At 67.7% G+C, this 11,715-nt stretch carries 10 protein-coding genes and 1 pseudogene; 6 read left to right on the top strand and 5 right to left on the bottom strand.

The genetic code is table 11. From position 1 onward, the window contains the following. Positions 1–130: 130 nt before the first annotated feature. On the bottom strand, positions 131–832 hold the full coding sequence (locus C2R22_RS16720; protein WP_103426772.1) for a sugar phosphate isomerase/epimerase family protein: 702 nt from the start codon (positions 830–832) through the stop codon (positions 131–133). A 203-nt stretch (positions 833–1,035) separates the two neighbouring features. On the opposite strand from C2R22_RS16720, the gene C2R22_RS16715 reads away from it, so the two are divergent. From C2R22_RS16715 to C2R22_RS16695, 5 genes are all read left to right on the top strand, one after another. After that, the gene (locus C2R22_RS16715) at positions 1,036–1,251 is read left to right on the top strand and encodes a DUF3311 domain-containing protein (protein WP_103426771.1); all 216 of its coding nucleotides are present in this window, start codon (positions 1,036–1,038) and stop codon (positions 1,249–1,251) included. Then, positions 1,244–2,740 (top strand): sodium:solute symporter family protein, encoded by a 1,497-nt coding sequence (locus C2R22_RS16710; protein WP_103426770.1) that lies wholly within the window; start codon positions 1,244–1,246, stop codon positions 2,738–2,740. Before C2R22_RS16715 ends, C2R22_RS16710 begins: the two co-directional genes overlap by 8 nt. 70 nt (positions 2,741–2,810) lie before the next feature. Beyond that, positions 2,811–3,209: a pyridoxamine 5'-phosphate oxidase family protein gene (locus C2R22_RS16705; protein ID WP_103426769.1), complete on the top strand. Its 399-nt coding sequence runs from the start codon at positions 2,811–2,813 to the stop codon at positions 3,207–3,209. Between the two features lie 126 nt (positions 3,210–3,335). Continuing rightward, positions 3,336–4,151, top strand: coding sequence for a YqcI/YcgG family protein (locus tag C2R22_RS16700; RefSeq protein WP_103426768.1), 816 nt, complete (start codon positions 3,336–3,338; stop codon positions 4,149–4,151). A 3-nt stretch (positions 4,152–4,154) separates the two neighbouring features. After that, positions 4,155–4,724 (top strand): cysteine hydrolase family protein, encoded by a 570-nt coding sequence (locus C2R22_RS16695; RefSeq protein ID WP_103426767.1) that lies wholly within the window; start codon positions 4,155–4,157, stop codon positions 4,722–4,724. Between the two features lie 289 nt (positions 4,725–5,013). On the opposite strand, the pseudogene C2R22_RS27540 reads toward C2R22_RS16695, so the two are convergent. From C2R22_RS27540 to C2R22_RS16680, 3 genes and pseudogenes are all read right to left on the bottom strand, one after another. Continuing rightward, a pseudogene (locus C2R22_RS27540) lies at positions 5,014–7,073 on the bottom strand (amino acid permease). Positions 7,074–7,179: 106 nt separating this feature from the next. Continuing rightward, positions 7,180–7,887 (bottom strand): universal stress protein, encoded by a 708-nt coding sequence (locus tag C2R22_RS16685; RefSeq protein ID WP_103426766.1) that lies wholly within the window; start codon positions 7,885–7,887, stop codon positions 7,180–7,182. Positions 7,888–8,206: 319 nt separating this feature from the next. Continuing rightward, positions 8,207–9,397 carry a trypsin-like serine peptidase gene (locus C2R22_RS16680; protein WP_103426765.1) on the bottom strand — a complete coding sequence of 397 codons (1,191 nt, stop codon included), beginning with the start codon at positions 9,395–9,397 and terminating at the stop codon, positions 8,207–8,209. Between the two features lie 214 nt (positions 9,398–9,611). On the opposite strand from C2R22_RS16680, the gene C2R22_RS16675 reads away from it, so the two are divergent. After that, entirely contained in the window at positions 9,612–10,562 is a 951-nt protein-coding gene (locus C2R22_RS16675) for an HFX_2341 family transcriptional regulator (RefSeq protein WP_103426764.1), read from the top strand. A gap of 39 nt (positions 10,563–10,601) precedes the next feature. Here the strand turns inward: C2R22_RS16675 and C2R22_RS16670 are convergent, their stop codons facing one another. Continuing rightward, positions 10,602–11,651 carry a hypothetical protein gene (locus C2R22_RS16670; protein WP_103426763.1) on the bottom strand — a complete coding sequence of 350 codons (1,050 nt, stop codon included), beginning with the start codon at positions 11,649–11,651 and terminating at the stop codon, positions 10,602–10,604. Between the last annotated feature and the right edge of the window lie 64 nt (positions 11,652–11,715).

Here is an 11,715-nt window from a genome sequence, read left to right as displayed (position 1 = left end):
CGTGGTGAAGGTGCCCTCCGCGTGAGGGCGATGATGGTGATGAGGTCGCGGGCGTCTCCGCGACTGAGTTCCCACTAGCCGCTCGGCGTGGAAATACCTATCGTGGTCCCGACGACGCCCCGAGCGCGGGTTACGAGAGCCCGAGCCAGTCGCCCGCCGCACGCACCGTTCGGTCGGGGTCCCTCGGGTCGTCGTGCTCGAAGACGACCCACTCGACGTCAGCCTTCCGGGCGGCCGCGAGGACGCCCGCCAGGTCGACGTCGCCGGCGCCGAGGTCGACGGGAACGCCACCCCGCGGAGCCGAGTCGTCGACGCGGACGTCCTTCAGATGGACGACGGGCATCCGCTCGCCGAACCGGTCGACGAGCGAGACCGGGTCGGCTCCGGCGGCCGTCGCCCAGCCGACGTCCAGTTCGAATCCGAGTGTCGTGGTCGCGCCGACGCATCGCTCGAACGTCCCCGCCTCGAACTCGAACTCGTGGTTGTGATACAGCAGTCGACCGCCCGCGTCCGCGACCCGGGCGGCGAGCGCGTCGAGTCGCGCCGCGGTCTCGCCGACGCGTGCCGGTGCGAACGCTTCCTCCTCGACGATGGGGACGACGAGGGTGTCGGTCCCGACCCCACGGACCCGGTCGAGCACCGTACTCGCGTCCGCTTCGAGCGTCTCGACGTCCACGTGGGCCGCCGCGACGTCGAGACCGAGGTCGGCGAATCCGTCCGGGGGGTCCACGCCGACGAGTTCGACGCCGTCGAAGCCCGCGTCGACGACTGGCCGGCACCGATCCACCGGGGAGAGCGACCGGAGGGTGTACAGCTGTGTCGCGTACTGCATACGCGCCGGTCGTCCACGGGGGACAAAAAGCGTCGCCATCGGCCCGGTCTGCCGTCCCGCTCGACCGCCGGCGGACCGGCGTCGCTCACGATGAACTATTCACGCCACCCAAACGAGGACTATGAAGGAAATTTCTCTTCGATATGCGACTACGAATCACAAATAGCAACCTTTAGGTTCGACTGTCGGCTATCTTCCCCTGTATGAGCCGAACCAGAACGGATTACCTCTGGATACCCGTCTTCGCCCTGCTCGTCGTCGGGGCGATTCCGTGGTTCCTGTGGGGCGACGCGACAGTCGTCGCCGGACTCCCGCTGTGGCTGTGGTGGCACATCGGCTGGATGGTGCTCGCCGCGTGCGCCTTCGCGCTGTTCACCCGCGGTGCGTGGGACCGCGGGATGGGGGTGCGACATGGCTGACCTCGGTCTCTCGCTCGGCATCGTCGGGGCGTACCTCGTCCTCGCGCTGGCCGTCGGCCTGCTCGCGTACCGACTGACGGGCAACGAGGCCGAGGACTACTACCTCGCCTCGCGCTCGATGGGGACCGTCGTCCTCCTCTTTACGACGTTCGCGACGCTCCTCTCGGCCTTCACTTTCTTCGGCGGGCCGAACCTGGCGTACGGGGCCGGTCCCGAGTGGATTCTCGTGATGGGCCTCATGGACGGCGTCCTCTTCGCCATCCTGTGGTACGTCGTCGGCTACAAGCAGTGGCTCGTCGGCAAGGCGTTCGGCTACGTCACGCTCGGCGAGATGCTCGGCGACCGCTTCGGGTCCACGAGTCTCAGAGCGCTGGTCGCGGGCGTCTCGCTGTTCTGGCTCTTCCCGTACGTGATGCTCCAGCAGGTCGGTGGCGGGCAGGCGCTCGTCGGTCTCACCGACGGGGCGGTCCCCTACTGGGCCGGCGCGGCGCTCATCACGGCCTTCATGATCGTCTACGTCGTCGTCGCCGGCCTCCGGGGCGTGGCGTGGACCGACACGCTTCAGGGCGTGTTCATGCTCGGCATCGTCTGGGTCGCCGCGGCGTGGGTCGTCACGAGCGTCGGCGGCCTCTCGGCGGTCGGCGCGCAACTGGCGACCGAGAGACCCGAGTTCATCGCTCTGGGCGGTGGGCTGTACTCGGCGCAGTGGATGATTTCGAGCGCCGTCACCATCGCGTTCGGGGTCACGATGTTCCCGCAGATCAACCAGCGCTTCTTCGTCGCGAAGGACGACCGCGTGCTGAAGCGTTCGTTCGCGCTGTGGCCCGTTCTGGTGCTTCTCCTCTTCGTCCCCGCCTTCCTCCTGGGGTCGTGGGCCGCCGGCCTCGGCGTGACGGTACCGGAGGGAGGAAACGTCATCCCCGCGCTCCTGAACGAGTACACGCCCGCGTGGTTCGCGGCGCTCGTCATCGCCGGCGCGATGGCCGCGATGATGTCCTCTTCGGATTCGATGCTCCTCTCGGGGTCGTCGTACCTCACCAGGGACCTCTACCGCCCGCTGGTGAACCCCACGGCCTCGGAGACGAGGGAGGGCTGGGTCGCCCGCCTCGGCGTCGTCGCCTTCGCCCTCGTATCGTTCGTCGCGTCGCTCTTCGTCGCCGGCGGTGGTGGCGGCGGATTCGACCTCCTCGTCAGCATCGGAGACACCGCCTTCGGCGGCTACGCTCAACTCGCCCTGCCCGTCATGGTCGCGCTCTACTGGGCGCGGACCACCCGGTTGGGGATGATCGCCGGCGTCCTCGGCGGACAGGTGTTCTACCTCGCACACGTCTTCGTGTCGCTCCCGACCACCTACCTCGGGTGGGACTTCGCTCTCTACGGGATGGTCCTCTCCCTGCTCCTCACGGTGGGCGTCTCGCTCGTGACGACGGCCGCACCCGAGGAGAACGCGACGCGCTTCACCGACAGCGACGCGCTTCGGGCGGACTGACCGCTCTCCCCTCGCCGCTCCGCTCGTCCTCGGCCGGTAACTAAATGCCGTCACCGAGAGTGGTTTCCCCATGGAGTCGATTCCCGAGGACGTCCACGACCTGTTCGAGAAAGCCACCTTCGCGCACTTCGCGACGATGACGCCGACGGGCTATCCGCACGTCACGCCCGTCTGGGTCGACTACGACGACGAGACGGGCCACCTCATGGTCAACACCGAGCGCGAGCGGCGCAAGACGAAGAACGTCGAGGGTAACCCGAAGGTGGGCGCGAGCATGGTCGACCCCGACAATCCCTATCGGTTCCTCTCCGTCTTCGGCGACGTCGACGATATCACGACCGAGGGCGCCCGCGAGCACATCGACGTCCTCGCCCAGCGGTACATGGGCGAAGACGAGTATCCGAACCCCATCCAGTCCGAGCGGGTCATCCTCAGAATCGCCCCGAAGCGCGTCTTCAGCGGACCGTGACCGTACGGTCACCACCGGCCGTGGCGCTTCCAACTCCGTCGTTTTAGCGCTCAGAACACAACGTCTGTCGGTCGTTTCGGCGGTTCGGTTCGAAGTGCCTTTGTCGCTCGCGCCGAACTATCGAATATGAACGAATCGGGCTTCTCGGGCCTGCTCGACCAAGAGACGCTCGCGGCGCGCGTCGACGGCGGCGACGCGCCCGACTGGGTCGCCGCCCACTGGACCTCGTTCCGCGACGGCCTTCTGGGGGAGCGGAACGGGTCGCCGTTCCCCTGCTTCTTCGGCGTCGAGTCGGTCGAGAGGGGGTGGCCGCTCTACTCGACCGTGGAGTCGGTCACCGACAAGGACGCGCTTCTCACCTTCCGCGACACCCTCCTGGAGTACCTGTCCACGTACGACGACCACGCGCCCAGCGCGTCGTTCGTCGTCTTCTTCAAGCCCGACGGGGCCGAGTCGGAAGCGGAGTACCACGAGCGCCTCTGGCACGTCCTGCAGTTCCTCCACGTCCACGACCCCGAACCGTGGCCCGCCGACCTGCCGGTAGAACCCGAAGACCCCCACTGGGAGTTCTGTTTCGGCGGCGAGCCGATGTTCCCGACCTGCCGCGCGCCCTTCTACGAGCGACGAAAGAGCCGGTACTGTCCCGTCGGTCTCGAAATCACGTTCCAGCCCCGTCGACTGTTCGACGGCATCACCCACGACACCGACGCCGGTGCACGAGCGAGAGACGTCATTCAGGGCCGTCTCTCCGACTACGACGGCGTCTGCCCCCACGCCGACCTCGGCGACTGGGGCGTCGAGGGCGACCGCGAGTGGGTCCAGTACATGCTCTCCGAAGACGAGTCGCAGTTCCCCGACGAGTGCCCGCTGACGGTCTCCCGCGAGCACCCGAAGGCCGTCTCGACGCCGCTCGACTCGGGGCCGAAGACGGCGGCGGACTGAGCCATGTCGCCCGACCTTCCCTCCAATCCCGTCCTGCTCCTCGTCGACCTCCAGACGGGCTTCGACGAACCCGGGTGGGGCGAGCGGAACAACCCCCTGGCGGAAGAAAACGCCGCGCGACTCTTAGCGGCGTGGCGCTCGCAGGGCCTCCCCGTCGCGCACGTCCGCCACGACTCCACCGAACCCGACTCCCCCCTCAGAGGTGACGCCCCGGGCTTCGCGTGGATGCCCGAGTTCGAACCCCGCGAAGGCGAGCAGGCGTACGTCAAGAACGTCAACAGCGCCTTCATCGGAACCGGGCTGGAGGCGTGGCTCCGCGAGCACGAGTACGAGACGGTGGTCGTCGTCGGCCTCACCACCGACCACTGCGTGTCGACGACGACCCGGATGGCCGAGAACCTGGGTTTCTCTCCCCTCGTCGTCTCGGACGCGACGGCGACGCACGACCGCACACTCGGGGACGAGGTGTTCGACGCCGAGACGGTGCACAGGACGGCGCTGGCGCACCTGTCGGGGGAGTTCGCGGACGTGGTGACCACCGAGGAGGTGCTGGCGGCGCTCGGTGAGACGTGAGGACTCAGCGATAGCCGGAGCGGTTGGCGTGACGCTCGCGGCTCCGTCCGCGAGCACACGCGAGGTCTTCGCGAGTGAAACGAGCGAAGGCTCGAAGCGACGGAGTCGCTTCGGTGGATGAAGCGGCCGAACGAGCGAAGCGAGCGAGGGCGCGAATCGGCTGGGGAGGCTCGTGGCGTCAGCGCCCCGGCGACCGCGCGGCGCTGTGCTCCCCGCCCGGTCTGTCGGTCGTCTCCACCCGTCGGATCACGCGCGCCTCGGCTTCGAGCGAACAGACGAACAGACGTCGTCAGCGGTCGCTCCCCGCCACGAGTGCGACGTTCCCCGACACGTCCCTGAGCACCTCGACGAGCGCGCCGTCGTCCAGGGCGACGCAGACGGTCCCGTACCGCGCCAGCGTCTCCGGAAGCGCGTCGGCCGACACCGCCGTGACCTCGAAGTCGTCGGTGTCGACACCAGCAGCGGCCACGAGTTCGGTGACGGCCGCCGCGTCGACTCTCGCCTCCCCGCCGTCGGTCGACCTGACGGTCAGCAGCGTCGGCGTGGTCCCGTCGACCGCCGCGAACTCGGCGACGCGACGTGCGACCGCCACGGCCTGCGAGTCGGACCCGGCGAGTCCCACCGGCGTTCCGACGTCCTCCCTGAGTGCGACGAGGACGACGTCGCACGGCGCCGACTCGACCACGGACTCGATGGTCGGGCCGAGAACCGGTCCCGTGCCGTCGAACTCCCCGCTCCACCCCAGCACGACCTCTGCGGCCGCCTCCTCGTCGAGGGCATTCAGGAGGGCCGCTCCGGTGTCGGGCGCGACGACGGCGCGGGTCCGGAGTCGGACGCCCACCTCCTCGGCTATCTCCCGGGCCGCGGCGAGCAGGTCGCGCTGGTGGTCCAGTCGGTCGGCCTCGACGTTCTGCAGGGGAGAGGGGTGTTCGACGTGGACGACGTTGACCGCGACGAGTTCGGGTTCGCCGGCGTCGGCGTTCGCCCGTGCGCTGGCCGCGGCGAGTCGAATCAGCCCCCGCTGGGTCTCGGGGTTCGCGATGGGGACGACGACCCGGTAGGGGTTCGCGGGCTTCGGTCGAATCGCGTCGCGGAGCAGGCCCTCACCGACGACGCGGCTCCGGGCGTAGACGGCGTACCAGACGACCCCGACGAGGACGATGCCCGACCCGACGAGGACGATGACGGGCGCCATCTGCGAGACGACGACGAGCGACGAGACGACGCCCAGCACGGGGACCAGCGGGTACAGCGGGCGCGGGAGGGTGAAGGAGGGGTCGTACTCGTCGGGGTCGGCGCGGCGGAACACGACGAGCGAGACGTGGACGAGCGAGTAGGCGACGAGGAAGCTGAAGCTCGCCGCCTCGGCGAGCAACGAGATGATGGCGTCGACGCCGAGGCCGACCGAGACGAGGAGCGCGATCACCCCGCCGGTGACGAGAATCGCCCGGTGGGGGGTGAAAAAGCGCGGGTGGCTCGTGTTCAGCCACTCGCTCACGATACCGTCGCGTCCCATGGCGTAGACGACGCGCGAGGCGGCGAGCACGGAGGAGTTCGAGCTCGAAATAGCGGCGACGATGGCGGCGAACACGATGGCGACCGCACCGATCGGACCCAGGTACACCGTGATGACGTCGGCGACCGGAATCGGCGAGGCGGCCAGGACGTCGACCGCGAGCACGCCGGTGCTGACGAGCATGACGAGCACGTAGAGGAGCGTCACCAGCACCACCGAGAGGATCATCGACAGCGGGATGATGCGACTGGGGTTTTTGATCTCGCCGGCGACGGTCGCGATGATCTCGAAGCCGAGAAAGGAGATGAACACGATGCCGGTCGTCGCGACGACACCCCTCGCCCCCGTGGGGGCGAACGGCTCGAGGTTCGCCGGGTCGATGAAGAAGACGCCGACGGCGACGAAAACGAGGATGACCGCGGTCTCCGCCCCGATCATGACGTTCTGGAGCGAACTGGACTCCTCGGTCCCGTAGTAGTTGACCCCGACGAGCAGCGTGAGCCCCACCAGTCCCAGGCCGACGACGAAGGCGCGCCCGTCGAGGAACGGAATCGGCTCGACGATGTACTGCCCGAAGCCGATCATGTAGAAGGCGCTCGCGAACATCAGTCCCGTCCACATCCCCCAGCCGACGACGCTCCCGAAGAGGCTCCCCAGTGCGCGGTTGACGTAGTGGTAGCTCCCCCGGCGATGGGCATCCCGGTCGCCAGTTCCGACAGCGAGAGCGCCGCGAACAGCGCGACGAGCCCCGCGAGCGCGTAGGAAATAGCGCTCGCCGGCCCGGCGTTCTGCGCCGCGATGCCGGGGAGGATGAAGATTCCCGCCCCGATCATCGTTCCGCCTCCCAGGGTCATCGCCTCGAGGAATCCCAGCGTTCGCTCCAGTTCACCGCCGTCGACGCTCATCGGGTCGCCCCGCTGTCGGCGTGCGGAGTGAGACTCACGTGACGTCCCTCACGATGAGCGCCGGCCGGTCGACGTCGTCGACGATGCGAGAGAGCACGTCGCCGATGATGCGCTCGGCCAGCGACGGCTCCGTCTCGCCGAGAACGACGAGGTCGTACTCGCCCCCGAGTGCGACGATTTCGGTCGACGGGTCGCCCGTCTCACCCAGTCGCCAGTCCACCCGTTCCTCGTCGACACCGTAGTCGACGAGGCGGTCGACGGCGCCCTGGAGGAGGAACTCCCCCTGGCTCGGGTCCGCACCCTCGGCCACCGAGTGAAAGAGCGTCGCCGTCGCACCGCTCGCGTCGAGTAGGCCGGCGACGACCGAGACGATGCGTTCGAGGTTCACGTCGCCCCGGAGCGGGACGAGCACCCGCTCGATGGTGTCGACGCGTTCGGCCGAAAGCACCGCGTCGCAGTCGTACTGGTCGGCGACGCGGTCGATGGTCGCCTCGCGGTCGTGCGTGAAGACGAGCACCTCCGTCAGGTCCGGTCGTCCCTCCGCGATGTCTCGGAGCTTCGCCTCCGCGTCGGCCTCGTACTCGTCTCTGATGAGCGCCGGTTCGGCCTGCCGGGGAACCGGGAAGTACCCCAAGAGTACCACCCGACTCGGGCCGAGCAGGTCGATGATGCCCAGTGGTGGCGTCTCCGTGCCCGAGATGTCGACCGGTACGAGGACGGTTAGCTCGTCGATGGGTGGCATGGGGGTCGGTACGAGTACTCTGCCAACAGTTGTCAATGCTTCGTCGGGTGAGTGACTCGATAGCCGAAGCGGTGGTGCGCGCTGGTGCGACTTCTGTCGCGTCCCCGTGAGCCACGCGAGCGGGAAGCCGCGAGACCGCAGGTCTCGCCAGTTCGAACTCGTGCGAGGGACGAGCGGCCGAACGAGCGAAGCGAGTGAAGGCGCGAATCGGCCGGTGAGGTCTCCGTGAGCGAGCATGCGAGCGAACGAACGGCTCGAAGCGGCGGAGCCGCTTCGGTGGCGTGGCTTCAGCGCCCTGGCGACCGCCGCGTCGCCACGGTTACGGGAAGTCGTCCCGTGCTCTGACGACGAGGTCGACCATGTGGTCGCCGCCGCTCGCCCAGTTGTCGCTGGTCGTCTGTGCGCTCTGGACGCTCACGACCCGGGGCCAGTCCTCGCCGCTCCACCACGCGAAGAACGGTCCTCCGGACTGTCCCGGCCAGACGTCTCCACGGTGCAACGCCCGCATATGTGTCTCGCTGTCGCCGTCCAGCGCGATGTCGCGCTCGTACGACGGGCGCTCGCCCGACGCGAGGTCGCCCGGATAGCCGATGTGCCGCCAGTAGGGCTCGTCGTCCCACGACGTCGAGTACCGACGCGACCCCATCCACCCCGTCAGGTTCCCCATCCGCTGGTTGAGGACGACGACGACGTAGTCGTGTCTGCTCTCCGATGGGTGAGAGATTCCGTCGCTCCCGTCCACCTTCGTGCCCTCCCAGTACACCCAGGTCCCCCAGGCGACCCCGAACGGTTCGCTCCCGTCGAAGTACGAGGGCGTGAACTTCACCCATCCGGCGGTTCCGTCGGCGTTCCACTGGATCGCGTGGCTGACGGTCAGGACGTGTCGCGGCCCGATCATCACCCCACTCGCGTAGCCTCCCGGTGTGTCGATCCGCCCGACGGTACACCACGGGAAGGCAGTGTCGTTGAACGTGTACCGATCCTCGGGCGAGAACACGGTCGTCGGTTCCGCGACGTCCTCGTCGAGGTCGTCGAGCGGCACGTGAATCCGTGGCTTCGCTTCGAGTCTCTCCGGCAGTCGCTTCGGAACCAGACGGAGCGGCCGGTGGTCCGGCAGGAAGCCGGGATACCCGCGAACCGGTTCTTCGCGCTCGAAGTCCACCATCTCGAGTTTGGGGGACGGTCCGAATCGGTGCTCGCCCAACCCAGCGTGACGAAGTCCGACCTCGAACTCGTACCGACCCTTCTTGTCGGGTGAGAGGCGGCCGTCGTCCAGCCGTCGGGCTGTCACATCGCGGATTTCGACCTGTGGTGTGGCGATGCTGGACAACAGGTCACTCAGGTCCAGAGACACCGTATCGGGATCGACCAGCGGCTCTCGTGGCTCGACCGTGTCGAGGAGTTCCTTCTGGTCGAGCGGTGGTTCGGCTGTACGCGGTGGCGGCCGCCGGTATCGGTCGTCGTCTTTCTCCCCGTGGTCGTCGTGGTCGTGGTCGTGATCGTCGGTCATTATATGTCAAATGTTAACACGACTATCCCGGGTATAAGTGTTGTTCAGATAACATGATACGTTCACACCGGAGGTCGGTGTGCGGTCACGGCCTACGCCTGAACGTCCGATGAGGGTTCTCTGCCCCGACGAGCGCACGACTCTTCACCTCCTGTATCGAACCCGCCGAAACGACGCACGCCACTTAAGGACACCTCGGAACTACTCCTCTCACATGCAGACGCACATCGTCCCGGTGGGGTTCGACTACGACCGCCTCATCGCGCCGCTCATCCGGGACCAGTTCGACGTCGACCGCGTCGTCCTCCTCGAAGGGGCCGTCGGGAGCGAGGCGAACGTCGAGTACTCGCGTCACCTCTCGAAGAAACTGGAGAAGGATTTCAAGAACCTCCTCGGTGCTGAAACCAGCCGAGTGATCGTCGACGACGTCTACGACTACGACGCGGCGTTCGAGCAGGCGTACGACCTCATCAACGCCGAACTCGACACCGGCGCGGAGGTGTGGGTGAACGTCAGCGCCATGCCTCGTCCCGTCTCCTTCGCCTTCGCCACCGCCGCCCACTCCATCATGGTCGAACGGCAAGAGGACCGCGACAGAATCCACACCTACTACACGGCCCCCGAGAAGTACCTCGAAACCGAACTCGCCGAGGAACTCCGCGCGGGGCGGGACCTCCTCGCCGAACTGCTCGACGCGGCCGAGGAAGCCGACGCGTCGACCGCGAGCGACGCCGACGGGACCACGAGCGTCGACGTCAGCGCCGACCGCGAGCGACTCGAAGCCCGACTCGACGCCGCGTCGAACCTGTTAGAGGAGTTCGACGAGCGCGGCACGACCATCGGCGCGAAGCGCATCGGGGAGAACCACATCGTCGAACTCCCGGTCGCGTCCTTTTCGAACGTCAAGCCGTTCGAGGAGGTCATCCTGTTCAAACTCGGCGAGCGCGGCGTCTTCGAGTCCGTCTCCGAGTTGGCCGAAGCGCTGGCGAAGGAACTGAACGAGGAGTACACCGACTCCTTCCGGTCGAAAGTCATCTACAACGTCGACCGCCTCGGTCCCGGCGGGAAGGGCTACATCGAACAGGAAGAACACGGGAAGTCCTATCGAACCCGACTGTCGCGCATCGGCGAACTGTGGGTGCGCGCGCACACCGACCGGGCCTGATTCTCCGCTCGTCCCTCGCCTCTCTCTCCCGTCCGCTCCTCAGAAGCCCAGTCCGACCGGGTCGCCGGGTTCGAGCGGACTCGCCGGCAGGTCGTCCGGAATCTGAGGTTCGTTGTAGACGCCCGGGGCGACGTCGTTCGGTCCCCCCGGATAGCACAGCGACGCGAGCGTCTGGATGTGCGACCGACCGACGTCGAGTTCGAACTGCCCCCCGCCGTACAGCTGTATTCCGTGCTCCTCGGCGTACGCCAGCGTCTCGAACAGCGACTCGACGGTGCCGAACCGCGAGGGCTTGATGTTCAGCCAGTTCGGCGGGTACGGCAGCGCCTCCACGGAGTCGACGCCCGTGATGGGGTAGTCCCACGAGAGGCGGTCCCTGTGCAACTCGACGATGTCTTCGGTCTCTGAAACGAGCGCCGGGTCCTCGACGACGGCGTCGGGGAACCCCTCGAAGACGAGTCGGTAGAGGTCGGCGTCGGGTTCGGTGTCGACCTCTGTCCCCTCGTACTGGCCCTTGATGTCGAGGATTCGCACCGCGTCGGTCGCGGCCAGCGCGTCGACGAGTTCGGCCGTCCACTCGGAGGTGGGGTCGAGTTTGAACTCGGCGTCGGGGACGCGGTCGAGGACGGCGTCGACTCGGTCGGTCGTCGGCGGTTCGCCCAGGCGCGTGGAGGCGACGAACCGAACGGGGTCGTAGCTCCGGCCGAGGAGGGAGCCGAGGCTCTCGCCGGCCTGTCTGAGCGCGAGGTCGAGTCCCGCGGATTCCAGCCCCCACCGGCGGTAGTGGTGTGCCGTGTCGCGCTCGGGCTCTTTCGTCGGGAAGAGGTCGACGTCGTCCAGTCGGTCGGAGAACGACTCGAAGGTGTACTCGCCGGCGAGGTCGTATCCGCCCTCTTCCCACGACGCCGCGAGCGCGTCGTGGTCCTCCGTGTCGTACGTCACGTCCTCGCCGCGGCCCGTCTCGCCCTCGCCCGAGAGGTGGAACGTCGTCGACTTCCGGACGAACCCGCTGGAGGTGTCGCGCTCCTGCTGGCTGTAGTCGACCGACTCGACGGTGAGTGAGAGGTCGGCGACGCGTGAGAACTCCATGTCCCTCGTAGCCCGGGTGCGGGCTTAAAACGTCAGGTAACCGTCGGGTTACTGCGCGGAATCG

Source organism: Salinigranum rubrum (assembly GCF_002906575.1).
GTDB lineage: Archaea > Halobacteriota > Halobacteria > Halobacteriales > Haloferacaceae > Salinigranum > Salinigranum rubrum.
Note: the sequence above shows the minus strand (reverse complement) of the source record. Positions and strands in the feature narration are given on the sequence as shown.

Coding starts and splice junctions, on each gene's coding strand:
- C2R22_RS16700 (WP_103426768.1), top strand. CDS start 3,336: ATGAACGAATCGGGCTTCTCGGGCCTGCTCGACCAAGAGACGCTCGCG.
- C2R22_RS16685 (WP_103426766.1), bottom strand. CDS start 7,887: ATGCCACCCATCGACGAGCTAACCGTCCTCGTACCGGTCGACATCTCG.
- C2R22_RS16695 (WP_103426767.1), top strand. CDS start 4,155: ATGTCGCCCGACCTTCCCTCCAATCCCGTCCTGCTCCTCGTCGACCTC.
- C2R22_RS16670 (WP_103426763.1), bottom strand. CDS start 11,651: ATGGAGTTCTCACGCGTCGCCGACCTCTCACTCACCGTCGAGTCGGTC.
- C2R22_RS16710 (WP_103426770.1), top strand. CDS start 1,244: ATGGCTGACCTCGGTCTCTCGCTCGGCATCGTCGGGGCGTACCTCGTC.
- C2R22_RS16705 (WP_103426769.1), top strand. CDS start 2,811: ATGGAGTCGATTCCCGAGGACGTCCACGACCTGTTCGAGAAAGCCACC.
- C2R22_RS16675 (WP_103426764.1), top strand. CDS start 9,612: ATGCAGACGCACATCGTCCCGGTGGGGTTCGACTACGACCGCCTCATC.
- C2R22_RS16715 (WP_103426771.1), top strand. CDS start 1,036: ATGAGCCGAACCAGAACGGATTACCTCTGGATACCCGTCTTCGCCCTG.
- C2R22_RS16720 (WP_103426772.1), bottom strand. CDS start 832: ATGCAGTACGCGACACAGCTGTACACCCTCCGGTCGCTCTCCCCGGTG.
- C2R22_RS16680 (WP_103426765.1), bottom strand. CDS start 9,397: ATGACCGACGATCACGACCACGACCACGACGACCACGGGGAGAAAGAC.